This is a genomic window from Stenotrophomonas sp. B2 (assembly GCF_014947095.1).
GTDB lineage: Bacteria > Pseudomonadota > Gammaproteobacteria > Xanthomonadales > Xanthomonadaceae > Stenotrophomonas > Stenotrophomonas maltophilia_P.
In genome coordinates this window covers 412,932-437,689 of record NZ_JADCQA010000001.1, presented here as the reverse complement: position 1 = coordinate 437,689, position 24,758 = coordinate 412,932, and the positions used below count along the sequence as shown (strand labels likewise).

Here is a 24,758-nt window from a genome sequence, read left to right as displayed (position 1 = left end):
CCGCGACGTTGCCACGCAGAAAGGCCGCCCCCGGGCGGCCTTTCTGTTGTCGGGTGGATGGGGTCGGATCCCATGTCGCAGGCGAGGGCTCCGACCTCGCACGCCGGGCCTCACCCCACCTTGCGCAGGAACTCCTCGGCATCCATCGGCCGACCCAGGTGGTAGCCCTGCAGCTGGTCGCAGCCCAGTTCGCTCAGATACTCGCGCTGGGCCTGGGTCTCCACGCCCTCGGCCACCACCTGCAACTGCAGCGTACGGCCCAGGGCGATGATCGAGGAGACGATCGCGGCGTCTTCGGCATTGCGTTCCAGGTCGTGCACGAAGGCCCGGTCGATCTTCAGCTCGGTGGCCGGCATGCGCTTGAGGTAGAGCAGGCTGGAATAGCCGGTGCCGAAATCGTCGATGGCGATGTGCACGCCCATCGCGGTGAGATCGTTGAGAATCGCCAGGCTCGCGTCGACATTCTTCATCGCAGTCGTTTCGGTGATCTCAAGCGTCAGCAGAGGCGGATCGATGGCGTGTCGTTCCAGCGCCGCACGCACGCTGGCCAGCAGCGTCGGCGAGGCGAACTGCAGGGGAGACAGGTTGACCGCCATCGTCCAGCCGCGATGGCCGGCATCATGCCACGCACGCAGCTGGGCGCAGGCGCGATCCAGCACCCAGTCACCGATCGGCAGGATCAGCCCGCTGCGCTCGGCGATCGGGATGAACACGTCCGGTGCCAGCAGGCCCAGTTCCGGGTGCTGCCAGCGCAGCAGCGCTTCGGCACCGCTGGCGGGGGCATCGGCGGCGGGAAATTTCGGCTGGTAGTGCAGCACCAGTTCGTCCCGGGCGATGGCCTTGCGCAGATCCTGCAGCAGCCGCAGCTGGCGGTTTGCACTGAGCTGCATCGAGGGAGTGAAGAACGTGTAGCCGTTCCGGCCGGTGTCCTTGGTGTGGTACATGGCTGCATCGGCGTGGGCCATCAGCTCGCGTTCGTTGCCGGCGTCGTCCGGGTACAGGGCGATGCCGAGGCTGGCGCTGACCTGCAGCTCTGCCGCGTCGAGAATGAAAGGCTCGCTGGCCGCGGCGATGATGCGCTCTGCGACGACCACGGCGTCATCCGGGATGTCGATCGCCAGCACGATCACGAATTCGTCCCCGCCCAGGCGCGCGAAGGTGTCCTGCGGTCGCAGCAGGCCGCCGATGCGTTGCGCGACGGCGACCAGCAGGCGATCACCCAGTTGATGACCGTAGGCGTCGTTGACCGCCTTGAATCCGTCAAGATCGCAGAACATCACGGCCACCGCGTGCTGGTGCCGGCAGGCCTTCTCGATGGCCTGTTCGATGCGGTCCTGCAGCAGCATGCGGTTGGGCAGCTGGGTCAGCGGGTCGTGCAGCGCTGCCTGGATCAGCCGGTTGTTGGCGTGCGCGAGCGAATCGGCCAGCAGCCCGGTGCGGACCCGCATCTGGCGATCGAACAGGGAGGCCACCAGCGCGATGCCAAGCGTCGCCACGGTGGTGACGATGACCAGTACCGCCAGCCAGCGGGCATCGATGCCGCCATTGACCACGGCACCGCAGATGCTGCCGTCCGCGAAGCGTGCGGCCGCCATGCCGGTGTAATGCATGCCGACGATGGCCAGCCCCATCACCAGCGAGGCGAGCAGGCGCAGGCGCAGCGTGTTGCGCTGCTCGGTGCGCAGGCGGAAGGCGATCCACAGCGCAGCGCCGGCTGCGCCGATCGCGACCACGATCGATGTCGCGAACCATCCTGGGTGGTAGTCGATGCCGGGCTGCATGCGCATGGCGGCCATGCCCAGGTAATGCATGGCCGCGATGCCGGTGCCCATCAGCACCGCACCGGCCAGCAGCCGCCGTCGCGGCAGGCTGGGGCGGGAGACCAGCCACAGCGCATAGGCCGATGCGCCGATCGACACGGCCAGGGAGTAGAGGGTGATGGCCAGGTCGTAACCGATCGGGATCGGCAGGTCGAACGCCAGCATGCCGATGAAGTGCATCGACCAGATGCCCAGGCCCATCGCGGCGGCGCCACCAGCCAGCCACCAGCGGGCGACGCGTCCCTGCGCGCTGGCGACACGCCCGGCCATGTCCAGGGCCGTGTACGAAGCAAGAATGGCCACCAGCAGAGAGATGGCGACCAGGCTCTGACTGTAACTTCCAGTCATGTTGAATCCAGTGGGAAAGGGAGGGGCGCCCGCAAGGCGCACGCCCGCGACCCCTATCGGCGCAGGTGGGCGGTACTTGAGCGGTCGCAGCACCTGCGACCGGGCTCGGCTATCCTGCCACGCCCGTCCCCGCCGCAGGAAATTCCCAGATGGCAAAAGCCCGCACCGCCTACGTCTGCAATGAATGCGGCGCCGAGTACAGCAAATGGCAGGGCCAGTGCACCGAGTGCAATGCCTGGAATTCGCTGTCGGAAATCGTCCTGGAAAGCGCGGCGGCGGCCAAGGCGCCGGCATCGCGGCGGGCCGGCTGGGCGGGCAAGGTCGATCCGCCGAAGATCACCGCCCTGAAGGACGTGGAGCAGACCGAGCATCGCCGGGTCAGCACCGGCATCGGCGAGTTCGACCGCGTGCTCGGCGGTGGCCTGGTGGAGGGGGCGGTGGTGCTGGTCGGCGGCGATCCCGGCATCGGCAAGTCGACCCTGCTGCTGCAGGCGGTCGCCAGGATGGCGGCCGAGCTGCCGGTGCTCTACGTCACCGGCGAGGAGTCTTTGGCCCAGGTGGCCGGTCGCGCGCATCGGCTGGAACTGCCCCTGGATGGCGTCAACGCGCTCGCTGAAACCGGCGTCGAGTCGATCCTCCAGCACGCGGCCAAGGCCGGCCCGCGCCTGATCGTGGCCGACTCGGTGCAGACGCTGTGGACGGAAAGCCTGACCGCCGCACCGGGGTCGGTCAGCCAGGTGCGCGAGAGTGCCGCACGGCTGGTGCGTTTCGCCAAGGAAACCGGCACCGCCGTGTTCCTGGTCGGCCACGTCACCAAGGAAGGTGGCATCGCCGGCCCGCGTGTGCTGGAACACATGGTCGATGCGGTGCTGTACTTCGAAGGCGAAAGCGGCAGCCGTTTCCGGCTGCTGCGTGCGTTCAAGAACCGTTTCGGCGCGGTCAACGAGCTGGGCGTGTTCGCCATGGGCGACAAGGGCCTGAAGGAGGTTTCCAATCCGTCGGCCATCTTCCTGTCCGGTGGCAGTACGCATCAGCCCGGCAGCTGCGTGATGGTGACCCGTGAGGGAACCCGTCCGCTGCTGGTGGAGGTACAGGCGCTGGTCGACGCGTCGCCGCTGTCGAACCCGCGCCGTGTCGCCGTAGGCCTGGAGCAGAACCGTCTGGCCATGCTGCTGGCGGTGCTGCACCGGCACGGCGGTGTGCTGGTGGGCGACCAGGATGTGTTCGTCAATGTCGTCGGCGGCATCCGCGTGCAGGAGACGGCCGCCGACCTCCCGGTGCTGCTGGCGGTGCTGTCTTCGCTGCAGGACCGGCCGTTGGCCGAGAAGACCATCGCCTTCGGCGAAGTGGGCCTGTCCGGCGAGATCCGCCCGGTGCCCAATGGTGAGGACCGGCTGCGCGAGGCGGCCACCCATGGTTTCAGGCGTGCGATCGTGCCGAAGGCCAATGCGCCCAAGGGGGGCTCGGTCAAGGGCATGGAGGTGATCGCCGTGGAGCGCCTGTCCGAGGCGATCGACGCAGCGTGATTCCATCGGAGGCGCGCCGGCGGCCGCGATCCTGTTGAGCCGGCCCACGCGCGTCTGCTTCACCGGCGAAGGACCGCCGGGCATGGGCCAGACCCTGCAGACGTCAGATGCGGCTACGGTCAGCCTCGCTGTGCTAGTTTTTCCCGCTCGACGAAGGCGCCCTGTGGCGCCTTTCCGCGCCCAGGAGTAAACGATTACATGCAGGACCCCGCGCTTACCGCCCCCGCCGCCGAAATCCGCCGTGCGGGCGTCGACCTCAATGGACTGATGACGGTGCTGGGCAAGCACCTGTACTCCACGCCGATGGTGGCCCTGCGCGAGCTGGTGCAGAACGCGCATGACTCGATCATCCGCCGTCGCATCGAGCAGCCGGGCAGGGACGTGCCTTCCCGGATCTCCGTCCAGGTCGACGCCACCGCCGGCGTGCTGCGCATCAGCGATACCGGGGCGGGCCTGACCCGCCAGGAGATCCACGATTACCTGGCGACCGTCGGTGTCGGCTACACCCGTGGCCTGCGCCAGGGCGGCGCCGACGAGGATGGCCTGATCGGCATGTTCGGTCTCGGCTTCCTGTCCGCCTTCGTGCTGGCGCGTCGGGTCAGCGTTCGCACCACCTCCTACCAGACGCCGGAACTCGGCCATCTGTACGTGTCCAGCAATGCCGAGCAGTACACGGTCAGCGAAGTGCCCGCGCGCGAGATCGGAACCGAAGTGGAGCTGGAACTGCACCCCGACTTCCTGCCGCTGGCCAACGAAGCACGCCTGCACGAGGTGCTGGGGCGGTACTGCGCGCTGCTGTCCGAGCCAATCTTCATCGGTGCCGCCACCTCGGCGATCAATCCGGAGCCGCCGCCGTGGCGGGTGCAGGGCCAGGTCGCGCTGCACCCGGTGCAGGCGCGCCGGCAGTCCCTGCAGTTCGCCGCGCGTTTCGAGCATGACTTCGAGCCCATCGTCACCCTGCCGCTGCGCGCCGATGGCGTCAGCGACGCCACGGGCCTGTTGTGGGTGCAGGACGGCGCCACCTATGGCACCAGTGACAACCGCAATCTGTCAGTGTTCGTGCGCGGCATGCTGCTGGACGACGATGCACGTGACCTGCTCCCGCCCTGGGCCGGCTTCATCGGTGGCGTGATCGAGTCCTCGCGGCTGACGCCCACCGCCAGTCGTGAGGATCTGCAGCGCGATGATCATTACCGCGCCGTGCAGCACGCCCTGCTGGAAGCGTTGATCGATGGGCTGGCCGAGGTCGCACGGCAGCAGCCTGAAGCCTGGCGCCGGGTGCTGGCCCGCCACAACGAAGCGCTGCTGGGCGCGGCGCTGTGTGATGACCGCCTGTTCGAACTGCTGGTGGAGCACGTGCGCGTGCCGACCTCGCAGGGCGATCTGCCGGCCAGCGTGCTGCCGGCACGCGGCGCCGTGCATGTGATCCTCGACAACGGTGGCGGTTTCGAAGAGATGCTGTTCCGCGCGATGGGGGTGCCGGTCGCGCATGGCCATCGTTATGCGGTGGTTCCGTTCCTGCGTCGCTGGGCCCAGGCCAAGGGCCTGCGCCTGGTGGAACTGGGCACCGAGCAGGGCAACCGCGCGCTGTTCCGTACCGATGACAGCCTCGATGAGGTGCAGCTGGCGTGGCTGCGTGAGCAGTTGGGCGATGGTGAGCAGCTGCTGCCGGCGCGCTTCAGTCCGGAGGCACTGCCGGTGGTGGTGGTGCCCGACCGCGAGGCCGAACTGAAGCAGCGGCTGGAGGACGACGAGAACGACAAGCGTGTGTCGATGGCCGCGCTGCGGCTGGCCCGCCAGTTCACTGCACGCATCGAATCGCGTGCACCGTCGCGGCTGTATCTCAACCTCGACAACACCGCGGTGCAGGCGCTGCTGCGCGCACAGCGCGAAGGCCACCCGCAGGCCGAAGCGGCTGCACGCCTGCTGCGCTCCCTGAAGATCATCGTCGCCGCGCAGGGCAGGCCCCTGGCGCGGACGACGGCAACCGCAGGCCCCGACCTCAATGGAGCCTTCACCGACATCGCGGGCGCGCTGCAGCAGATGCTGCGCTGACGCCCGCTCTCATCCAGCCTTCGCTAAACAGGAGCACGTAATCCCCTCATGGACATCTGGAACTGGGTAGAAAAACTGCAGGGCGACCTGCGCCAGGCCGGGCAGGCGCAGAACGCGCACCTGCTGAACCGCCTTGCAGACGACGTCAGCGAGCTGCAGGTCGACCGCGTCGATGCGCTGTTGCCCGAGGCGCGTGCGCTGGGCAAGGCGCTGGACAATCCCTGGGTCGATGTCTACGTCGGCCACTGGGCGCTGCGCAACCGCGTGGGCAACCGCGTCGAAGGTGAAAGTGCACTGGGCGAGGCGGTCGCGCTGTTCGAGCGTGCGCATCGCGAGGACACCCTGGAGTGCCCGCAGTCGATCTGCGTGACCCAGGATCTGGCGGCCTGCTACGGCAACATCGACGGCCCCGGCTGGGTGCCCGAACGGGTCGAGGTCTGTGACGAGACCCTGGCACGCATCGATCCGAGCTGGGCCTGCTTCCAGTGCCTGAGCTGCGAGAAGGCAGACGCGCTGCTGGACGACGGTCGGGGCCAGGAGGCGCTGGATTACCTGCAGGCACAGGCCGACGCGATCGAGGCCTGCGGCAAGGAGGTGTTCGACAGCTTCCCGGAGATGCAGATCAAGATCCTTCTGGGCCTGGGCCGCGCTGAGGAAGCGCTGGCGCTGATCGAAAAGCGGGAGGCCGAGGTGGTCGCTTCGGGCGAGTATGAGCCGGCCAACTGCACCGTGCCGCGCCGCCTGTCCAAGGCCTGGGCGCTGGCACAGCTGGGCCGCGACGAAGAAGCGCTGCAGCAGATGGTGCCGTGGAGCGAGCTGACGCCGAACTACTGGCGACTGTGGGCGAACACCGCCGCCGCGTTGTGCCGGCGCGATCCGGCGCGCAATACCTGGGACCTGGGTACGCGCTTCAACACCATCATCGAGCATTTCGCCCGCGTCGGTTCGCACCGGCTGTTGATCGAGGTGGCTGCGCTCAGCCTGGAGCTGGCGCTGCAACGGGGCGCGCGCTGGGTGGCGCAGCGGCAGCTGGGCCTGGCCCGTGCCCATCTTCCGCAGCTGCGCCAGGATCGCGGCGCGTCCGCGCTGGTGGCCGCCCTGGCTGCACGCGTGGAAAGCCTGCCGGAGGTCGCGCCGTTGCCGGTGCCGGCCATGGAGCTGTTGGCGTGGCTGGAAGCGCGCGGGGAGCAGAACCACGCGCGCGATCCCGAGCAGGAGGCGCAATGGTTGCTGCAGGCCCACGCACAGTGTCCCGATGATGAGCCGTTGGCCGACACGGCGGCTTCGGCGCTCAATGCCTGCGGCGCGCAGGCCGAAGCACGCACATTGCTGTGGGACTTCGTGGCGGCGCATCCGCAGCACGATGGTGCCGCGGCCTACACGCTGATGCGGTGGCTGGCCGAACAGGGCGATGACGCCGGCCTGCGCCGGTTGGCGGATGTGTTCCGCGACAGCGTGCCGGTGTTCGCCCACTGGTGCGAGGTGCAGCGCGCGCGCCGGGTGTCCGACTGGCCGGCGCTGGAGCAGGCGGCAACGGCATTGCTGGAGCTGTCGCCGGGATCGCATGGCGCGCGCGGCACGCTGGCCCGCATGTACATGGAGACCGGACGCTTCAGCGATGCCCAGGCCTGCTACGCGCAGCTGATCGAACTGCTGGAGGAGCCCAATGCCGCGCATTGGGACCACATGAGTGCCGCCAGTGCCGCGCATGACTGGGACGCCGTGCGGCGGTCGGCGACGGCGATCGGCATGGAACTGTCCAGCACCGAGGGTGTGGTCGAAGAGCCGTGGGGCTGGGTGATCATCCGCAGCGAGGAAGAGGGCGAGCCGATGGAGTACTACGCCCGGCGCAGTGGCCCGGTGACCGCCCGCATTGTCGAGAACGCGCCGGCCAACCGCGCCCAGCAGGTGGGTGACTGGGTGGTGTTCGACGCAGCGCTGGTGCATCCGGCACCGGAAGACGAGGAGGCACGCGAGCACTTCATCCCGACCTACGCACAGGTGCATGTGCTGGAGCGGGGCGGCTTCGCCCGCAGCTGGCTGATCGACGGCGCCCATCCGGGTGAGGACGCCTGGAATGCCCTGGTCGAGGCGGTTGAGGCGCAGGGCTGGAAAATCTGGGCCCACAGCCGCCCCGACTACACCGTGACCGACCCGGAGGCCGAGGATGGCACGCTGCCGGGGCTGCTGTTCACCATCGCCCAGCCTCAGGATCACGCACCGCTCGCGCTGCACCGGTTCCTGCAGCAGGCCACCGCCGGCTGGGCACATCCGCTGTGCTGGCTGCGCCTGGCCGAAGCCTGCGACCAGGATCGCCAGCCGCATCTGGACGTGATCGAGCGGTACGGCCTGTAGGCACGCCTCGCTCGCCGGGCATGGCCCGGCGCTACTGCTCTGCGCCGCCGGGCGATGCCCGGCGGACCTGTCATCCGATCAACGGGAGTGTCCGAACACCAGCTCGATCGCGAACTGGCTGCCGAAGAAGGCCAGCAGCAGCAACAGCATGGCCGTCAATGTCCAGTGCACCGCCTTCACCCCGCGCCAGCCGTAGCGGCGGCGGCCGATCAGCAGCACGCCGAAAACGATCCACGACAGCACGCTCAGTACGGTCTTGTGCACCAGCTTCTGTGCAAGCAGGTCATCGACGAACAGGACGCCGGTGACCAGGGTCAGCGTGAGCAGGGCGAAGCCCACCGCGATGACCCGGAACAGCAGCGCTTCCAGATCGGCCAGCGGGGGCAGGGCGCGCAGCCAGGGCCGGAATTCGCGGCGGCGCAGCGCGCGTTCCTGCAGCCACAGCATGATCGCCAGCAATGCCGCGATGCTCAGCGTGGCGTAGGCCAGCAGGGCCAGCCAGGCATGGCTGGCCAACCGCCAGCCCAGCACCTTGCTCGGCTCGTGGCCATAGCCGTGATAGGCCAGCAGCAACAGTGCCGCGAGCGGAAACACCACCACGCCCAGCGCGGACATGCGGCCGCGTGCACCCACCAGCGACGTCAGCCAGGCCATGCCCAGGCCGACCAGCGACAGCGCCGCGAAGAAATGCATGTCCGGCCCGCCGTTCGTGCGCATCGCCACCATCACGTGATAGCCGCCATGCAGCACGATGGCTGGCAGCGCCGGCCACAGCCAGGCGGGCGAACCTACGGCACCATCGCGGCCGAGCGCGCGCACCAGCAGGACGCTGGCGGCCAGGTAGAGCAGGACGGCGATGAGAACGATTGTCATCGTGGCAGTTTCGCATACCCCCGGGGTGCTGGCGACGGCCGCCGTGTCGCAGCCCGGGAGCAGGGGCGGACCGGCTATACTGTGTGCCTTATTGTCCCCCGTTTTCAGACAGGTCGCACCGCATGTTCGAGTCCCTGACCCAGCGCCTTTCCGGCACCATCGAGCGCCTGCGCGGCCGTGGCCGCCTGACCGAGGAGAACATCCGCGAGGCCACCCGCGAGGTCCGCATCGCGCTGCTCGAGGCCGATGTCGCGCTGCCGGTGGTACAGGCGCTGATCGAGCGCATCAAGGTGCGCGCCGTTGGCCAGGAAGTGTTGAAGTCGCTGACCCCCGGCCAGGCGCTGATCAAGGTCGTCCGCGACGAGCTGACCGCGGTGATGGGCGCTGAAGCCAGCGACCTGAACCTCAACGTGCCGGCGCCGGCCATCATCCTGATGGCGGGCCTGCAGGGCGCCGGCAAGACCACGACCGTGGGCAAGCTGGCCAAGCACCTGAAGGAAAAGCGCAAGAAGAAGGTGATGGTGGTCTCGGCCGACGTCTACCGTCCTGCGGCGATCGAGCAGCTGAAGACCCTGGCCGAACAGGTCGGCGTGCTGTTCTTCCCGTCCAGCGCCGACCAGAAGCCGGAAGCCATCGTCCGTGCTGCCATCGACGATGCGCGCAAGTCGTTCGTCGACGTGCTGCTGGTCGATACCGCCGGCCGCCTGGCCATCGACGAAGCGATGATGGCCGAGATCAAGGCCCTGCACGCAGCGGTCAACCCGGCCGAAACCCTGTTCGTGGTCGATGCCATGACCGGCCAGGACGCGGCCAACACCGCCAAGGCCTTCGGTGATGCGCTGCCGCTGACCGGCGTGGTGCTGACCAAGACCGATGGTGACGCCCGTGGCGGTGCCGCGCTGAGCGTGCGCTACATCACCGGCAAGCCGATCAAGTTCGTCGGTGTCAGCGAAAAGCCGGACGGCCTGGATGTGTTCCATCCGGACCGCATCGCCAGCCGCATCCTGGACATGGGCGATGTGCTGTCGCTGGTCGAGCAGGTCGAGCAGCAGGTCGACAAGGACAAGGCGGCCAAGCTGGCCGAGAAGGTCGCCAAGGGCAAGAAGTTCGACCTGAACGACATGCGCGACCAGCTGGAGCAGATGCAGAACATGGGCGGCATCGGCGGGCTGATGGACAAGCTGCCGGGCCTGGGCAACATCCCGGACCACCTCAAGCAGCAGGTCAGCCAGGGCAAGGAAGTGCCCCGCATGATCGCCATCATCAGTTCGATGACCAAGAAGGAACGGCGCAACCCGAACCTGCTCAACGGCTCGCGCCGCGCGCGCATCGCCAAGGGCTCGGGCGTGACTCCGGCCGACGTCAACAAGCTCATGAAGCAGTACATGCAGATGGAAAAGATGATGAGCAAGATGGCCGGCGGCGGCATGAAGGGCATGATGCGCAGCATGAAGGGCATGATGGGCGCCATGGGTGGCCGCGGCATGCCGTTCCGTTGATTTTCACCGGCGGGCGCGTGCGTGTCGGGATCTGCACTTGCGCGGCCGCTGCCGAATTGCTTGACTACCTGCGTGTCTGACAAGGGAATGTTCATGAACAGAACCATCATGGTGATCGCGCTGGCCTTGGGGCTGGTCGCATGCAAGGACGACACGTCCGTCTCGCAGAAGGCTGGCAGCGCCATCAGCGGTACGGCGGCGGATTTCGTCGCGGGACTCGGTGAAGGCGTGGACAAGCGCATGAACGTGACGCTGCAGGCCGATCCAGGCCTGGCTGCGCGCGGCCTGACCATCACGTTGGGCAAGAGCCGTGGCATGGGCTCCAAGGAGGCCGCGGTGTATGTGGTGGCTGACAAGGCCTTCAATGGCAAGCTGGTTGCGCGGGCACTGGACGCTGAGGGCTCCGAGATCGGTCGTGCCTCGGCTGATGTCGAATTCGCCGCCGACGACGCACGCTATGTGACTTTCCAGTTCAACGAGGAAATGGACAGCCAACTGGTCCGCAGCTACGCGGTGGCGGCGCGCTGACCTCCACGGTCGGATCTACGGATCAGACCGTGACGACTGGCGTATGCTGGGCGGCGACCTCTCCCGCAGGTATGTCGCGTGAACGCATCGCCGATTCTTGAACGCGCCGACGCCTTCTGTCGGCGTTTTTCATTGCAGCTTCCGATCCTCCTCGCCCCCATGGCCGGTGCCTGTCCGGTGCCGTTGTCGGTGGCGCTGGCCAATGCCGGCAGCATGGGCGCAATGGGCGCGGTGCTCTCCTCGGCCGCCGATATCGGGCGGTGGATGGATGAGTTCCGGGCCATCTCCACCGGCCCGGCGCAGGTGAACCTGTGGTTGCCGGACCCGGCGCCGACGCGCGACGTGGTCGCCGAATCCGCCAGCCGTGCCTTCCTCGCGCAGTGGGGACCGGAGGTGCCGGCCAGTGCGGCCGATGCCACGCCAGCCGATTTCGAGGACCAGTTCGCTGCGTTGCTGGCCGCGCGCCCGGCGGTGGCCTCGACCATCATGGGCGTGCTTTCCCCCTCGCATGTGCAGCGGTTGAAGGACGCCGGCATTGCCTGGATCGCCTGTGCCACCACGCTGGCCGAAGCGCGGGCTGCACAGGACGCCGGGGCCGATGCGGTGGTGGCACAGGGGGCTGAAGCCGGTGGCCATCGCGGGGCCTTCGATCCGGCGCTGGCCGAACGCCAGCTGGTCGGCCTGTTCGCACTGCTGCCGCGGCTGGCGGACCATCTTCAAATTCCGGTGATCGCGGCCGGTGGCATCGCCGACGGGCGTGGCATCGCCGCGGCATTGACGCTGGGTGCCAGCGCGGTGCAGATCGGCACCGCGTTCCTGCGCACACCGGAGGCAGCACTGGCGCCGGCCTGGGCCGACGCGCTGGCGATCACGGAACCGGAGGATACCTGGCCGACGCGCGCGTTCAGTGGCCGACTGGGCCGCGGCCTGGCAACGCCCTATGTACGCGCCGCTGCGGCGGCCGGTGCGCCGGCTCCGCGCCCGTACCCGGTACAGCGTGGACTGACCGGGCCGATGCGCGCGCAGGCCACACGCGAGAACCGGCTGGCGGCGATGCAGGCCTGGGCCGGGCAAGCGGCGTGGATGGCGCCGGCCCAGCCGGCCGCCGACGTGCTGCGCGGCATGTGGGAACAGGCGCAGGCGCTGCTGCGATGATGCTGACCTGCAACGGCCAGCCGGCGCAGGTGGAGGATCTGCTGCCGGCGCTGGTGAATTACGGTCACTTCACCTCGCTGCAGGTGCGTGGCGGAGCAGTGCAGGGATTGGACCTGCATCTGGCTCGACTGTCGCAGGCCACACGTGAACTGTTCGGCAGCGAGCTGGACACGGCGCAGGTGCGCGGCTGGATGGCGCAGGCGCTGCAGAGGGCCGGTCTTGCCGACGCCTCGCTGCGGGTGACGGTGTTCTCGCGTCACTTCGACTTCCGCGATCCACTGGCCCGCGTGGCGGTCGATGTGCTGGTGGCGGTATCCGCGCCGGTATCGCTGTCCACGCCGCGCCGCGTGCGCAGCGTCACCTGGCAGCGGGAGCTGCCGCAGATCAAGCACGTCGGCACGTTCGGCCTGTTCGCGCAGCGGCGCGCGGCGATGGCCGACGGGTTTGACGACGCGCTTTTCGTGGACACGCAGGGGCACGTCAGCGAGGGCACGACCTGGAACGTGGCCGTGCATGATGGGCACCAGCTGATCTGGCCACGCGCCGCCGCGCTGCGGGGTACCGCAGAGGCCCTGCTGCGTGCGCATTGGAACGGACCGCAGGTGTGCCGGCCCCTGCCGGCAGGCGCCCTGCATGGAGTGCAGGCTGCGTTTGCCTGCAACGCCAGCGGACTCTGGGCGCTGGAGAGCATTGATGGGCGGGCCCTGACCGGCTCGCTGGCGTTGGCTGAACAGGGCCGGGCGGTACTGGCCGGCGTGCCGTGGCAACCGCTTTCCTGAACGGATGCATGGCCTGCCGGCCGCCGGGCATGGCCCGGCGCTACCGTGACGCATGGGGTTGGCTCGGTCACGCTCTGCCGCTATAATCGCCCGCTTACCTCGCCATCCTGGCGACTGGGCAATAGGAAAACACACCATGGTCAAGATTCGACTGACCCGCGGCGGCGCCAAGAAGCGTCCGTTCTACCACATCATCGTCACCGACGTGCGCAGCGCGCGCGACGGCCGCAACATCGAGCGCGTTGGCTTCTACAATCCGGTCGCCCAGGGCGCCGAGAAGCGCATCGAGCTGGATCTGGCCCGCGTTGACCATTGGGTCAAGAACGGCGCCCAGCCGACCGACAAGGTCCGCAACCTGATCAAGGAAGCGACCAAGTCCCAGGCCGCTGCGGCCTGATCCTGACGGGCCACGCTCCGGCGTGGCCCTCCTGGTTGAAGCAGATGAAAGATATCGAGCGCCGCATCCTGCTGGGCAGGATTGTCGGCGCTTTTGGTGTGCGCGGCGAGATCAAGCTCGAGTCCTGGACCGAGCCACGTTCCGCCATTTTCCGTTACCAGCCATGGATCGTGCGCAGTCCGTCCGGCGTGGAAACCACGATTGAAGGTGTGCGGGGTCGCGACAGCGGCAAGCACCTGGTCGCGCGTTTCCCCGGCGTCGAGGACCGTGACGCGGTCGAAGCCATGCGTGGCACCGAGATCTATGTGCCGCGCAGCGCGCTGCCGCCGCCGAATCCGGATGAATATTACTGGGTCGACCTGGAAGGCCTGGACGTGAAGACGACCGAGGGCGTTGCCCTGGGCCAGGTCTCGCACCTGTTCAGCACCGGTGCCAACGACGTGGTGGTGGTCCGTGGCGACCGCGAGCGGATGATCCCGTTCGTGCTGCCGGACTTCGTCGTTTCGGTGGACTTCGAGGCGAACCTGGTCGTGGTCGACTGGGATCCCGAGTTCTGAGCATGCGTTTCGACGTCATCACCCTGTTCCCCGAGTTCCTCGCCCAGTCTGCTGGACTGGGCGTGGTCGGGCGCGCGCAGGAGAAAGGGTTGTTCAGCCTTCACGGCTGGAATCCCCGTGATTACGCCGAAGGCAACTACCGCCGGGTGGACGACCGTCCCTTCGGCGGTGGCCCGGGCATGGTGATGCTGATCGAACCGCTGCAGGCCTGCCTGCAGGCGATCCGCAATGCCGATCCGACCCCGGCGAGGGTGATCTACCTCAGCCCGCAGGGGGCGCCGTTGACCCAGGCCAAGGTCCGTGAACTGGCGGCGCTGCCGCGCATGGTCCTGCTCTGTGGGCGCTACGAAGGCATCGACGAGCGCTTCCTGGAAGCCAATGTCGACGAGGAGATTTCCCTCGGCGACTACGTGCTGTCCGGCGGCGAGCTGGGCGCAGCGGTCATCATCGACGCCGTGGCCCGCCTGCAGGAGGGGGCCCTGAACGACGCTGAATCGGCGGCACAGGACAGCTTCGAGGGCGACCTCGGCCTGCTCGACTGCCCGCATTACAGCCAGCCGGCCCAGCACCCGCTGGGGGACGTGCCGGAGGTGCTGCGCTCGGGCAACCACGCGGCCATCGCCGCCTGGCGCCGCCAGCAGTCCCTGGTCCGTACCGCCCAGCGGCGCCCGGACCTGCTGGATGAACATGCGCTGGGCAAGACCGACCGCAAACTGCTGGAGCAGGGCCGTCAGGCCCGGAAACAAAAGGCCAGCCCCTAGCGCAGGGCTGGCGTTATCGGCTATCATGGCCAATTCCCGCCGGCCCCGGCTGGCGTGCGCAGTACCCAAAACAAACGTGCAGCACAGTCCGGTGACTGCATGAGCCTACGTTGTCGAATCGACACGCCCACCCGAACAAGAATCGGTGTAACCCATGAGCAAGCTGAACAAGTCCATCGTCGCGGAATTCGAATCCGCCCAGATCACCCGCGAACTGCCGAAGTTCAGCCAGGGCGACACCGTTGTCGTCAACGTGAAGGTGAAGGAAGGCAACCGTGAGCGCGTGCAGGCCTACGAAGGCGTTGTGATCGGCACCAAGAATGCCGGCCTGAACTCCTCGTTCACCGTCCGCAAGATCTCGCACGGCTACGGCGTCGAGCGCGTCTTCCAGACCCACAGCGCCATCATCGACTCGGTCGAAGTGAAGCGCCGCGGCAAGGTCCGCGCCGGCAAGCTGTACTACCTGCGTGGCCTGGAAGGCAAGGCTGCCCGCATCAAGGAAGACCTGGCTGCCGCTGCGCAGGCCAAGGCTGCCCGTCTGGCCGAAAAGGCCTGATAGACAACTCCGGTTGTTGCCGCGACGGCCGCCTTCGGGCGGCCGTTTGCGTTTGTGCTCCTGCATCCGCTAGGTTCGTGCGATGAACAAGAACGACCTGCGCTATCCCGACCGCATCCGCGCGGCGCTTCGTCTGCTGGACGACAAGGGGCTGCCTCGCGCGCAGTCCGCACCGTTGCTGCATCGGACGCTGTGGCGGATGGGCGTCGCTGTGCCGCCGCCGATTCTGGCCGGTTTCCGCATCAACGCGCTGGTGCAGGGGCTGCTGTTCGGCCTGTTCTGGTGCGCGCTGATGTGGCTGCTGCTGTGGCAGGGCGGTGAGCGTCCACTCGGCCTGCTGCTGGGTGCCGGATTGCTGGCGGGCGGCCTGTTCGGTGTGGTGATGGCGCTTCTGATGCGCTCGCTTCAACGCCAACGACAGCTGCCCGAATGGCGCCAGTTCCTGGCCTCGCTGGCGGACTGAAGCGATGGCGCAGTGCGCCGTGACCGCAGGCCGCCGATGGCGTTAGTCTGCGGCTTCATTCCCATGCATGCGCCGTGCGATGCCTTCCAAGCGAGCCGCACCTTCCACTGCACCCCGGCTCCTGTCCGGGGGAAATCCGCAGATCGCCAAGGGCGAGGGTGATGCGCCGGTGCAGGCGTACATCGCCGCCATGCCGGACTGGAAGCAGCCCATCGGCGCACGCCTCGACGCACTGGTCGGCCAAGCCGTGCCCGGCGTGCACAAGGCGGTGAAGTGGAACTCGCCGATGTACGCGGTGGCCGCCGATGCCGGCTGGTTCCTCAGCTTCCATTGCTTCGCCCGTTACATCAAGGTCGCGTTCTTCCGCGGCGCGGCCCTGCAACCGATGCCACCGGAGCCGTCCAGAAGCGCCGATACCCGCTACCTGCACATCACGCAGGAGGGCATGCTGGATGAAGCGCAGTTCCTCGAGTGGGTCCGCCAGGCCGCTGCATTGCCCGGCGAACGCATGTAAGCCCGCCATTCCGGACGTTCCGCCGACGAGAGCACACGATGACCACGCATGCACCGAACCCCGACGACGCCGGAACACCCGCGGCCGCACTGATCGATGCGCGCATCGCGGAACTGGGTGACTGGCGCGGTGAAACGCTGGCACGCGTTCGGGCGCTGATCCATGAAGCGCTGCCGGAGGTGCAGGAAACCTGGAAATGGCGGGGCACACCGGTATGGGAGCATCACGGCATCCTGTGCACCGGTGAGACCTACAAGCAGGCAGTGAAGCTGACCTTCGCCCAGGGGGCGGCCTTGCCGGACCCGAAGCGCCTGTTCAACGCCAGCCTGGAAGGCAACACGCGGCGCGCGATCGACATCCATGAAGGCACCATGCCCGATGCCACGGCGTTCAAGACCCTGATGCGCGCGGCGGCCAAGCACAACGCCGCGAAGAACAAGCGGTAGCACCGGGCCATGCCCGGCGCTACCGGGTCACGGCATCCGGGTCCGCCACCGGTGACGGTGGGCAGGCGGGAATCTCCGACGGTGTGGCAATCGCCTCGGCCTTCGCGGGTGTGCTGATCATCTTCGCCTTGCGCCACCCCCCCCAGCGGTAGTACGCCAGCGACAGCAGCATCGACACCAGAGAACTGACCGGGAAACTCCACCAGATTGCATCTGCGCCCCAATAGGGCTGCAGCAGTTCGGCGAACGGAACGCGCACGCCCCACAGTGACGCGGCCAGGATCAGCAGTGGTGGAATCACCGCACCCGTCGAGCGCACCACGCCGGAAATCACGAAGCTCACGCCGAAGAACAGGAACGAGCCGACCACCACATGGTTGAGGTGGCGCGCGATCTGCAGCGACTCGCTGCCCTGCGGCAGGAACAGGGCCAGCGAGTACTGGTCCAGCAGCACCAGCGGCAGGATCAACGCACCGGTCAGCAGGAAATTGAACAGCACGCCCTTGCGTGCGGTGCCGCGGACGCGATCCCACTGCTGGGCACCCACGTTCTGTGCGGCCATCGTGGAACAGGCCGCGCCGATCGCCATCGCCGGCATCTGCACGTAGTTCCACAATTGCAGCGAGGCGCCATAGGCCGCTGCGGTTTCGGTGCCGTACTGGTTGACCATGGTCATCAGCAGGATCACCGACAGCGAGATCAGTACCATCTGCAGGCCCATCGGCACGCCTTTGACCACCAGTGCCTTGAGGATGGTCAGGTCCAGCTTGAACAGGCGCATGTCGGCGCGACCTAGCCACAGCGTGTGGCGCTTGTGCCGCATGTACAGCAGCAGGCCGCCCAGCGAGAGGGTCTGCGACACCAGCGTGGCCCAGGCCGAGCCGGCGATGCCCAGCTCCGGGAACGGCCCCATGCCGAAGATCAGTACCGGATTCAATGCGATGTCCAGCACGACCGACAGCAGCAGGAAGCGGAACGGCGTACGCGAGTCACCGGCACCGCGCAGCGCGGCGCTGAGGAAGGCAAAGGCATACAACGTCGGCATTGCCAGGAAGATGATGCGCAGATAGGCCTCGGCCAGTGGCAGCGAGGCCGCCGGCGTGCCCATCGCCGCCAGCAGCGGATGGGCCATGAACCAGCCGGCGATGGCGATGATCGCCGACAGGCCGATGAAGAACGTGGCACTGGTGCCGACCACGCGCCGTGCCTGGGCGATATCCCGTGCACCGATGGCCTGGCCGATCAGGATGGTGGAGGCCATGCCGAAGCCGAACACCGAACCGATCAGGAAGAACATGATGTTGTTGGCGTTCGCGGTGGCGGTCAGTGCCGCTTCGCCGAGGAAGCGCCCGACCCATACCGCGTTCACCGAACCGTTCAGCGACTGCGCGATGTTGCCCGCCAGGATCGGCAGCGAGAACAGCAGGAGATTGCGGCCGATCGGGCCGGCGGTCAGGTCAAGCGGCGCTTTGGCCATGGGGTGGTGATCGAATCCCGGGAGGCGCACACTAGCACCAAGCCGGTTCGCGGGATGTGGCAATGCATCAACGACAGCAGGTGAGGTCGATGACGTTGGCCTTGATTGGCGGCCTGTTGGCCGCATGTTCGTCGGGAGACCGGCTGGGCGATACCCAGGTGCGGCCGACCGACCGCCCCGAATGTCTGGTCGGCAGCCAGCGCCAGGATCTCGCTGCCGGAGCACCGACCCTGATCGGGGGCAGCGGCTGCCGCACCGACCCCGACAATCCGCGCCCCCTGAACAAGCGAACGGAGTAGTACCTGCCGATGCCTGAGCTTTCCCCGCTGTCGCCCAGTGTCCGTCTGGACATCTGGTTGTGGGCGGCCCGTTTCTTCAAGACCCGCAGCCTGGCCAAGCAGGCCATCGAAACCGGCAAGGTCAGCGTGGCCGGTCAGCGGCCGAAGTCCTCGCGCGCGGTGCGCGTGGGTGAGCACCTGCAGGTCGATCGCGGCGAGGAGCATTTCGAGATCCAGGTGATGGGCCTGAGCGACCAGCGCGGGCCTGCCCCGGTCGCGCACCAGCTGTATGCCGAGAGCGAGGCCTCGAAGGCACGGCGCGCCGAGCAGCGCGCACTGCGCATCGCCGCGCGCGACGGCTTCCAGCCACCGGAGCACAAGCCGGACAAGCGCGCGCGGCGTCTGATCCGCGCGCTGGGCGACATCGACGCGCTGTAACGCGAACGCCCCCAAGGCAGCGCCGGGCCATGCCCGGCGAGCCCTTCAGTGGTAGCGCCGGGCCATGCCCGGTGGGCCTTCCGACAGCAGCGCCGGGCCTGCCGGTGATCAGCCGTGCAGGTCGTAGCGGTCCAGCTCCATCACCCGGGTCCACGCCGCGACGAAGTCCTGCACGAACTTCTTCTCGCCGTCTGCACTGCCATAGACCTCTGCCAGCGCACGCAGCACCGCATTGGATCCAAATACCAGATCAGCACGGGTGGCGGTCCAGCGTGCGGCGCCGTCGTTGCGGCTGCGGCCTTCGTAGGTTTCACGACCGGTGGCCTTCCACTGCGTGCCCATGTCCAGCAGGTTGACGAAGAAGTCGTTGCTGAGTGTCCCGGGCCGATCGGTGAAGACGCCGTGCGCGCTGCCATCGGCATTGGCACCCAGTACGCGCAGGCCACCGACCAGCACGGTCAGCTCCGGGGCGGTCAGCGTCAGCAGTTGCGCCCGGTCGATCAGCAGCGCTTCGCCCGGAACGCTGTAGGCGCCCTTGAGGTAGTTGCGGAATCCATCGGCCGCCGGTTCCAGCACCGCGAACGATTCCACGTCGGTCTGCTCCTGGCTGGCGTCGGTACGGCCCGGCGTGAACGGTACGCTGATGTCATACCCACCGGCCTTGGCGGCCTGTTCGATGCCCACGCCACCGGCCAGCACGATCAGGTCGGCCAGCGACACCTGCCTTTCACTGCCGGCATTGAACCCGCTCTGCACCTTTTCCAGTGCGGCCAGCACCTTGGCCAGACGGGTGGGCTGGTTTACCGGCCAGTCCTTCTGCGGTGCCAGGCGGATGCGCGCACCATTGGCGCCGCCCCGCTTGTCCGAGCCACGGAAGGTGGAGGCCGATGCCCAGGCCGTGGAAACCAGTTCAGGGACGCTCAGGCCGCTTGCGGCGATCGCCTGCTTCAGGGTGGCCACGTCCCTGGCATCGATGAGCGGGTGCTTTGCGGCCGGCAGCGGATCCTGCCAGATGAACTCTTCGGTCGGCACTTCCGGCCCCAGATAGCGCGCGCGCGGCCCCATGTCGCGATGGGTCAGCTTGAACCAGGCGCGCGCGAACGCATCGGCAAACGCCTGCGGATCGGCCAGGAAGCGGCGCGAGATCTTTTCGTAGGCGGGATCCATGCGCAGCGACAGATCGGTGGTCAGCATGGTCGGGCGGTGCTTCTTCGAGGCGTCGTGCGCATCGGGAATGACCGCCTCGGCATCCTTGGCCACCCATTGATGCGCGCCGGCCGGACTCTTGGTCAGTTCCCATTCGTACTTGAACAGGTTCTCGAAGAAGTCATGGCTCCACTGCGCTGGAGTACGGGTCCAGGTGACTTCCAGGCCACTGGTGATGGTGTCGCCGCCCTTGCCGCTGCCGAAGCTGTTGGCCCAGCCCAGGCCCTGGCTCTCCAGATCGGCCGCTTCAGGCTCCTTGCCGACGTTGTCGGCCGGGCCGGCGCCATGGGTCTTGCCGAAGCTGTGCCCGCCGGCGATCAGCGCCACCGTTTCTTCATCGTCCATCGCCATGCGGCCGAACGTGTCACGGATGTCATGTGCAGCCAGTACCGGGTCAGGATTGCCGTCGGGGCCCTCGGGATTCACATAGATCAGGCCCATCTGCACTGCGGCCAGCGGGTTCTCCAGCTTGCGCGAATGCACGTCGCCATCGGCATCGTCATCGGACACCAGCACGCCGTGGGATTCCACCACGCCTTCGGAGCCGTGCTTGTAGCGCACGTCACCGCCCAGCCATGTAGTTTCGCGGCCCCAGTACACATCCTGATCCGGTTCCCAGGTATCGGGACGGCCACCGGCGAAGCCCAGTGTCTTGAAGCCCATCGACTCCAGCGCGACATTGCCGGTCAGGATCAGCAGGTCGGCCCAGGAGATGGCCTGGCCGTACTTCTGCTTGATCGGCCACAGCAGGCGTCGCGCCTTGTCCAGGCTGACGTTGTCCGGCCAGCTGTTGAGCGGAGCGAAGCGCTGCTGGCCGCGGCCGCCGCCACCGCGGCCATCACCGATGCGATAGGTGCCGGCGCTGTGCCACGCCATGCGGATGAACAGGCCGCCGTAGTGACCGAAATCGGCCGGCCACCAGTCCTGCGAGTCCGTCATCAGTGCTTTCAGGTCTGCCTTCAGCGCGGCATAGTCCAGGCTCTTGAACGCCGATGCGTAATCAAAGCCGGCATCGAGCGGGTTGGAGCGCGCGGAATGCTGGTTGAGCAGGTCCACGCGCAGCTGGTTCGGCCACCAGTCGCGGTTGGTCGTCGCGTCACCGACGACGGCATGGTTGAAGGGGCACTTCGCTTCGCTTTTCATGGGTCTCTACCTGTGGACTGGCGAAAGGTGGAATCGGGGGAGGCCCGACCCACATTAGGTGGCGCCTGTGGATCGGTAAATTCGATTGATTCAACCAATGCGATAGTGGCTGTCTATTAGGTCCGGGGCTTGTACGGGTGTGTGCGATCAGCGCTTGAGCAACCCCGAGCCGAGCTTCAGCAGGTCGCTGGCCCCGAACTGGCCGTCGCCGTCCTGATCGAGCACCCCGCCCAGCATGCTGCCGATGCCGCCGGACTGCTGCGCCTCCTGGCCGAGGGCGCTGCTGAGTTCGCTGGCGTTGCCCTGCTGGGCGAAGCGCTGGGCCAGGAAGGACATGACGATGGGCGCAAGGATCGCCAGCAGCTTGCCGGAGGTGCCGCTGTCCAGACCGGTCTTCTGGCCAAGCACCTGCGCGGCCTGCGGCTGCTGGCCACCGAAGATGTGGCCGAGGATGCCGGCCCCATCGGTGGCGCCGCTGCCGCCGCCACCCATCACTGCGCCGAGGATGCTGCCGAGGTCGAAGCCGCCACCCCCACCACTGCCCAGATGGTCACGCTGCAGCGCATTGAGCAGGGACTGCGCGCCCTGCGGCTCGCTGGCGTTCTGGCCCATTGCGCCCAGCAGCAGCGGCAAGGCGCTGCCCACCGCCTGGGTGGTCTGGCGGCTGTCCAGGCCGAGCTGCTGGGAAACCTGCTGCAGGCCCTGCCCCTGCTGCAGCTGCTGGAAGAGGGATGCGGCGAGGGATTCGGTGTTCATGGCGGTCTCCGTTCTGTGAAGGAAGGACCGCCCGAGCATAACGCCGCCTGCACGACGGAAATGCGAAGGCTGCCGGGCGCAGGCTCGCTCTGACCGGGGGCGGGAGGGGGGCCGGCGTTGCGCCGGTCCCATGCCGGTTACAGCAGTGACTTCAGCCGATACATCGCTTCCAGCGCCTGTTTGGGCGTCAGTTCGTCCGGATCGATGGCGGCCAGCGCCTCCTGCGCCTTGCTGGACGGGGCATTGAACAGGCCGAACTGCTGCGGGGCATCCAGCGCCTGAGGGGCCAGCTCCGCCGCGTGGCTCTCGCTGCCCCGTTGTTCCAGTTCGGCCAGGCGCCGCCGCGCCTGTGCCACGGTCGATCGAGGCAGGCCGGCCAGCGCGGCCACCTGCAGTCCGAAGCTGCGGTTGGCCGGGCCGTCTTTCACAGCGTGCATGAACACCAGCGCTTCGCCATGCTCGACCGCATCCAGGTGCACGTTGGCGATACCGCTGCGGCCGCCCTCGTGCTGCTCGTCGGCCAGCGCGGTCAGCTCGAAGTAGTGGGTGGCGAACAGCGTGTAGCAGCGGTTCTCGTAGGCGAGGTGGCGGGCCACCGCGTCGGCCAGGGCAAGGCCGTCATAGGTGGAGGTGCCGCGGCCGATCTCATCCATCAGCACCAGCGAATGTGGGCTGGCGTGATGCAGGATGTAGCTGGTCTCGGCCATTTCGACCATGAAGGTCGACTGCCCGCGGGCGAGATCGTCGCCGGCGCCGATGCGGGTCAGGATGCGGTCGATCGGGCCGATCACGGCGCGGCTGGCCGGTACGAAGGAGCCGATGTGGGCCAGAAGCACGATCAGTGCATTCTGCCGCATGTAGGTGGATTTACCGCCCATGTTCGGGCCGGTGATGACCAGCATCCGGCGGTCCGGGTGCAGGTCCAGATCGTTCGGCTCGAAGGGCTGCTCGCGCACGGCTTCCACGACAGGGTGACGGCCGCGCTCGATCTTCAGGCAGGGTGCCGTTTCCAGTTCCGGGCGCGACCAGTCCAGTGCCTGCGCGCGCTCGGCGAATGCGGCCAGCACATCCAGTTCGCTCAACGCGGCGGCACACTGCTTCAGCGGCTCCAGCTGTGCACCCAGCGTGTCCAGCAGCTGCTCATACAGGAACTTCTCGCGCGACAGCGAGCGGTCGCGCGCGGACAGTACCTTGTCCTCGAACGCCTTCAGTTCTTCGGTGATGTAGCGCTCGGCGTTGGTGAGGGTCTGGCGGCGCGTGTAGTGCACCGGTGCGCGGTCGGCCTGGCCCTTGCTGATCTCGATGTAATAGCCGTGCACACGGTTGTAGCCGACCTTCAGTGTGGCAATGCCGCTGCTTTCGCGCTCGCGCCGCTCTAGGTCGACCAGGAACTGGTCGGCGTTCGTGGAGAGGCGTCGCAGCTCATCCAGCTCCTCGTCGAAGCCATCGGCCAGCACGCCGCCATCGCTGAGCTTCAGCGGCGGCATTTCAGCGATGGCACGCGCGAGCAGCTGCGCGCAGTCGTCATGCTCGCCCAGCGCGGCGTACAGCGCCTGCAGGCGTGGCGAGTCCAGTGGCGCCAGCACGTCGCGCACCGCAGGCAACAGGCCCAGGCCATCGCGCAGTGTCGAGAAATCGCGGGGGCGTGCCGAGCGCAGGGCGACGCGGGTGAGAATGCGCTCGAGGTCACCCAGGCGACGGAACTGTTCGCGGATGTCGCCATCGCTGCCGCGATCGATCAGCGTCGCTACCGCATGGTGGCGCTGTACCAGCACCTCGCGCATGCGCAACGGGCGATGCAGCCAGCGACGCAGCAGGCGGCCGCCCATCGGCGTGACGGTGCTGTCGAGCACGCCCAGCAGGGTGTTGCGGGTATCGCCGTCGACCCGCGTATCCAGCTCCAGGTGGCGGCGGGTCGCAGCGTTCATGGCGATCGCCTCGCCGGCGGTTTCCATCGCGATCGAGGTCAGGTGCGGCAGGCGCTGCTTCTGGGTTTCTTCGACATAGCCGAGCAGGGCGCCTGCGGCGGCCGTGGCGCGTGGCTTGTCGTCGATGCCGAAGCCGCTCAGGTCATGCAGCTTGAAGAAGGCCAGCAGCTGCCGACGACCGCTGTCCGCATCGAACAGCCATGGCGCGCGGCGACGCACACCGCTGCGCTGGCGCAGGAAGTCCGGCCAGTTCTCCTCGTCCGGCACCAGCAGCTCGGCCGGCTCCAGGCGCGCCAGCTCGGCTTCCAGCGCGTCGTCGGTGTCGACCTCGTTGACCAGGAAGCGGCCACCGGCGAGGTCGGCCCAGGCCAGGCCGTAGCCCTGCCGGGTGCGCGACAGGGCCATCAGCAGGGTGTCGCGGCGTTCGTCGAGCAGTGCTTCGTCGGTGACCGTACCGGGGGTGACGATGCGGACCACCTTGCGCTCGACCAGCCCCTTGGCCAGGGCCGGGTCGCCGATCTGCTCGCAGATCGCCACGGATTCGCCCAGCGCCACCAGGCGTGCCAGGTAGCCCTCGTAGGCATGCACGGGCACACCGGCCATCGGAATCGGGGCGCCGCCGGAACTGCCGCGCTGGGTCAGGGTGATGTCGAGCAGGCGTGCAGCCTTGCGTGCATCGTCGTAGAACAGCTCGTAGAAGTCGCCCATGCGGAAGAACAGCAGCAGATCCGGGTACTCGGACTTCGCTGCGAAGAACTGCTTCATGAGGGGCGTGTGCTCTGCACTGGCCTTCGATGCAGACGGTTTCGCTTTTGAATCAGTGGTTTGCAAGAGAGCTTCCTACCGGTTGTAGCGGTCGATCCGGGGCCACGCCGGCGGCAGTGACTCAAACAGGATCAC

Annotated in this window: 22 protein-coding genes; 16 read left to right on the top strand and 6 right to left on the bottom strand. The window is 67.7% G+C overall.

Features of this window, described 5'->3' with window-relative positions; translation table 11 throughout:
* Window positions 1–110: 110 nt before the first annotated feature.
* Window positions 111–2,168, bottom strand: a complete 2,058-nt coding sequence (locus IMX13_RS02050; RefSeq protein WP_053518982.1) for a bifunctional diguanylate cyclase/phosphodiesterase — start codon at window positions 2,166–2,168, stop codon at window positions 111–113.
* Between the two features lie 149 nt (window positions 2,169–2,317).
* Here IMX13_RS02050 and radA point away from each other — a divergent pair, with 149 nt between their 5' ends.
* The 3 genes from radA to IMX13_RS02035 all read left to right on the top strand — a co-directional run bounded on the left by radA (window position 2,318) and on the right by IMX13_RS02035 (window position 8,104).
* Complete coding sequence (gene radA / locus IMX13_RS02045; protein WP_053518980.1) at window positions 2,318–3,694, top strand: DNA repair protein RadA; 1,377 nt, start codon at window positions 2,318–2,320, stop codon at window positions 3,692–3,694.
* A gap of 198 nt (window positions 3,695–3,892) precedes the next feature.
* Entirely contained in the window at window positions 3,893–5,749 is a 1,857-nt protein-coding gene (locus IMX13_RS02040; RefSeq protein ID WP_193395645.1) for an ATP-binding protein, read from the top strand.
* A 48-nt stretch (window positions 5,750–5,797) separates the two neighbouring features.
* Complete coding sequence (locus IMX13_RS02035) at window positions 5,798–8,104, top strand: tetratricopeptide repeat protein (protein WP_193395644.1); 2,307 nt, start codon at window positions 5,798–5,800, stop codon at window positions 8,102–8,104.
* A gap of 78 nt (window positions 8,105–8,182) precedes the next feature.
* Here the strand turns inward: IMX13_RS02035 and ccsA are convergent, their stop codons facing one another.
* The gene (gene ccsA, locus IMX13_RS02030; RefSeq protein ID WP_053518974.1) at window positions 8,183–8,977 is read right to left on the bottom strand and encodes a cytochrome c biogenesis protein CcsA; all 795 of its coding nucleotides are present in this window, start codon (window positions 8,975–8,977) and stop codon (window positions 8,183–8,185) included.
* A 122-nt stretch (window positions 8,978–9,099) separates the two neighbouring features.
* Between ccsA and ffh the strand changes: the two genes are divergently transcribed.
* From ffh to IMX13_RS01975, 11 genes are all read left to right on the top strand, one after another.
* Entirely contained in the window at window positions 9,100–10,476 is a 1,377-nt protein-coding gene (gene ffh, locus IMX13_RS02025; protein WP_053518973.1) for a signal recognition particle protein, read from the top strand.
* Between the two features lie 93 nt (window positions 10,477–10,569).
* Window positions 10,570–11,004, top strand: a complete 435-nt coding sequence (locus IMX13_RS02020; RefSeq protein ID WP_128989447.1) for a hypothetical protein — start codon at window positions 10,570–10,572, stop codon at window positions 11,002–11,004.
* 78 nt (window positions 11,005–11,082) lie between these two features.
* Window positions 11,083–12,159 carry a nitronate monooxygenase gene (locus IMX13_RS02015; RefSeq protein ID WP_193395643.1) on the top strand — a complete coding sequence of 359 codons (1,077 nt, stop codon included), beginning with the start codon at window positions 11,083–11,085 and terminating at the stop codon, window positions 12,157–12,159.
* Window positions 12,156–12,938, top strand: coding sequence for an aminotransferase class IV family protein (locus tag IMX13_RS02010; RefSeq protein WP_193395642.1), 783 nt, complete (start codon window positions 12,156–12,158; stop codon window positions 12,936–12,938). The genes IMX13_RS02015 and IMX13_RS02010 overlap by 4 nt, the downstream gene beginning before the upstream one ends.
* 136 nt (window positions 12,939–13,074) lie before the next feature.
* Window positions 13,075–13,335, top strand: coding sequence for a 30S ribosomal protein S16 (gene rpsP / locus IMX13_RS02005; protein WP_005415733.1), 261 nt, complete (start codon window positions 13,075–13,077; stop codon window positions 13,333–13,335).
* A gap of 44 nt (window positions 13,336–13,379) precedes the next feature.
* A complete protein-coding gene (rimM, locus tag IMX13_RS02000) occupies window positions 13,380–13,892 on the top strand; it encodes a ribosome maturation factor RimM (RefSeq protein ID WP_053518968.1) in 513 nt (170 codons plus the stop codon).
* A gap of 2 nt (window positions 13,893–13,894) precedes the next feature.
* Window positions 13,895–14,653: a tRNA (guanosine(37)-N1)-methyltransferase TrmD gene (trmD, locus tag IMX13_RS01995; RefSeq protein WP_065181130.1), complete on the top strand. Its 759-nt coding sequence runs from the start codon at window positions 13,895–13,897 to the stop codon at window positions 14,651–14,653.
* 154 nt (window positions 14,654–14,807) lie between these two features.
* Complete coding sequence (rplS, locus tag IMX13_RS01990; RefSeq protein ID WP_053518963.1) at window positions 14,808–15,209, top strand: 50S ribosomal protein L19; 402 nt, start codon at window positions 14,808–14,810, stop codon at window positions 15,207–15,209.
* A gap of 82 nt (window positions 15,210–15,291) precedes the next feature.
* Entirely contained in the window at window positions 15,292–15,672 is a 381-nt protein-coding gene (locus tag IMX13_RS01985; RefSeq protein WP_053518961.1) for a DUF6404 family protein, read from the top strand.
* Window positions 15,673–15,751: 79 nt separating this feature from the next.
* Window positions 15,752–16,186 (top strand): DUF1801 domain-containing protein, encoded by a 435-nt coding sequence (locus IMX13_RS01980; RefSeq protein WP_193395641.1) that lies wholly within the window; start codon window positions 15,752–15,754, stop codon window positions 16,184–16,186.
* Window positions 16,187–16,224: 38 nt separating this feature from the next.
* Window positions 16,225–16,632, top strand: a complete 408-nt coding sequence (locus tag IMX13_RS01975; protein WP_053518959.1) for a DUF1801 domain-containing protein — start codon at window positions 16,225–16,227, stop codon at window positions 16,630–16,632.
* 19 nt (window positions 16,633–16,651) lie between these two features.
* On the opposite strand, the gene IMX13_RS01970 is transcribed toward IMX13_RS01975, so the two are convergent.
* Window positions 16,652–18,109, bottom strand: coding sequence for an MATE family efflux transporter (locus tag IMX13_RS01970; protein ID WP_053518957.1), 1,458 nt, complete (start codon window positions 18,107–18,109; stop codon window positions 16,652–16,654).
* A gap of 62 nt (window positions 18,110–18,171) precedes the next feature.
* On the opposite strand from IMX13_RS01970, the gene IMX13_RS01965 reads away from it, so the two are divergent.
* Together IMX13_RS01965 and IMX13_RS01960 are read left to right on the top strand one after the other, a co-directional pair.
* Window positions 18,172–18,408 (top strand): hypothetical protein, encoded by a 237-nt coding sequence (locus tag IMX13_RS01965; protein ID WP_053518955.1) that lies wholly within the window; start codon window positions 18,172–18,174, stop codon window positions 18,406–18,408.
* A 9-nt stretch (window positions 18,409–18,417) separates the two neighbouring features.
* Window positions 18,418–18,825, top strand: coding sequence for an RNA-binding S4 domain-containing protein (locus IMX13_RS01960; RefSeq protein WP_053518953.1), 408 nt, complete (start codon window positions 18,418–18,420; stop codon window positions 18,823–18,825).
* Window positions 18,826–18,933: 108 nt separating this feature from the next.
* Here IMX13_RS01960 and katG read toward each other — a convergent pair whose 3' ends face one another.
* The 3 genes from katG to mutS form a co-directional block, all read right to left on the bottom strand.
* The gene (gene katG, locus IMX13_RS01955) at window positions 18,934–21,174 is read right to left on the bottom strand and encodes a catalase/peroxidase HPI (RefSeq protein WP_193395640.1); all 2,241 of its coding nucleotides are present in this window, start codon (window positions 21,172–21,174) and stop codon (window positions 18,934–18,936) included.
* A 147-nt stretch (window positions 21,175–21,321) separates the two neighbouring features.
* On the bottom strand, window positions 21,322–21,930 hold the full coding sequence (locus tag IMX13_RS01950; RefSeq protein ID WP_053518949.1) for a DUF937 domain-containing protein: 609 nt from the start codon (window positions 21,928–21,930) through the stop codon (window positions 21,322–21,324).
* 137 nt (window positions 21,931–22,067) lie between these two features.
* Window positions 22,068–24,623, bottom strand: a complete 2,556-nt coding sequence (gene mutS, locus IMX13_RS01945; protein WP_227255212.1) for a DNA mismatch repair protein MutS — start codon at window positions 24,621–24,623, stop codon at window positions 22,068–22,070.
* Window positions 24,624–24,758 lie beyond the last annotated feature (135 nt).

Excerpts from the sequence above, each read along its gene's own strand:
- IMX13_RS02020 (WP_128989447.1), top strand. The coding sequence starts at position 10,570 with ATGAACAGAACCATCATGGTGATCGCGCTGGCCTTGGGGCTGGTCGCA.
- IMX13_RS02040 (WP_193395645.1), top strand. The coding sequence starts at position 3,893 with ATGCAGGACCCCGCGCTTACCGCCCCCGCCGCCGAAATCCGCCGTGCG.
- IMX13_RS02050 (WP_053518982.1), bottom strand. The coding sequence starts at position 2,168 with ATGACTGGAAGTTACAGTCAGAGCCTGGTCGCCATCTCTCTGCTGGTG.
- radA (WP_053518980.1), top strand. The coding sequence starts at position 2,318 with ATGGCAAAAGCCCGCACCGCCTACGTCTGCAATGAATGCGGCGCCGAG.
- IMX13_RS02035 (WP_193395644.1), top strand. The coding sequence starts at position 5,798 with ATGGACATCTGGAACTGGGTAGAAAAACTGCAGGGCGACCTGCGCCAG.
- IMX13_RS01950 (WP_053518949.1), bottom strand. The coding sequence starts at position 21,930 with ATGAACACCGAATCCCTCGCCGCATCCCTCTTCCAGCAGCTGCAGCAG.
- IMX13_RS01975 (WP_053518959.1), top strand. The coding sequence starts at position 16,225 with ATGACCACGCATGCACCGAACCCCGACGACGCCGGAACACCCGCGGCC.
- ffh (WP_053518973.1), top strand. The coding sequence starts at position 9,100 with ATGTTCGAGTCCCTGACCCAGCGCCTTTCCGGCACCATCGAGCGCCTG.
- IMX13_RS01985 (WP_053518961.1), top strand. The coding sequence starts at position 15,292 with ATGAACAAGAACGACCTGCGCTATCCCGACCGCATCCGCGCGGCGCTT.
- IMX13_RS01980 (WP_193395641.1), top strand. The coding sequence starts at position 15,752 with ATGCCTTCCAAGCGAGCCGCACCTTCCACTGCACCCCGGCTCCTGTCC.
- IMX13_RS01970 (WP_053518957.1), bottom strand. The coding sequence starts at position 18,109 with ATGGCCAAAGCGCCGCTTGACCTGACCGCCGGCCCGATCGGCCGCAAT.
- ccsA (WP_053518974.1), bottom strand. The coding sequence starts at position 8,977 with ATGACAATCGTTCTCATCGCCGTCCTGCTCTACCTGGCCGCCAGCGTC.
- rplS (WP_053518963.1), top strand. The coding sequence starts at position 14,808 with ATGAGCAAGCTGAACAAGTCCATCGTCGCGGAATTCGAATCCGCCCAG.
- IMX13_RS01965 (WP_053518955.1), top strand. The coding sequence starts at position 18,172 with ATGCATCAACGACAGCAGGTGAGGTCGATGACGTTGGCCTTGATTGGC.
- katG (WP_193395640.1), bottom strand. The coding sequence starts at position 21,174 with ATGAAAAGCGAAGCGAAGTGCCCCTTCAACCATGCCGTCGTCGGTGAC.
- trmD (WP_065181130.1), top strand. The coding sequence starts at position 13,895 with ATGCGTTTCGACGTCATCACCCTGTTCCCCGAGTTCCTCGCCCAGTCT.
- mutS (WP_227255212.1), bottom strand. The coding sequence starts at position 24,623 with ATGAAGCAGTTCTTCGCAGCGAAGTCCGAGTACCCGGATCTGCTGCTG.
- IMX13_RS01960 (WP_053518953.1), top strand. The coding sequence starts at position 18,418 with ATGCCTGAGCTTTCCCCGCTGTCGCCCAGTGTCCGTCTGGACATCTGG.
- IMX13_RS02010 (WP_193395642.1), top strand. The coding sequence starts at position 12,156 with ATGATGCTGACCTGCAACGGCCAGCCGGCGCAGGTGGAGGATCTGCTG.
- rimM (WP_053518968.1), top strand. The coding sequence starts at position 13,380 with ATGAAAGATATCGAGCGCCGCATCCTGCTGGGCAGGATTGTCGGCGCT.
- rpsP (WP_005415733.1), top strand. The coding sequence starts at position 13,075 with ATGGTCAAGATTCGACTGACCCGCGGCGGCGCCAAGAAGCGTCCGTTC.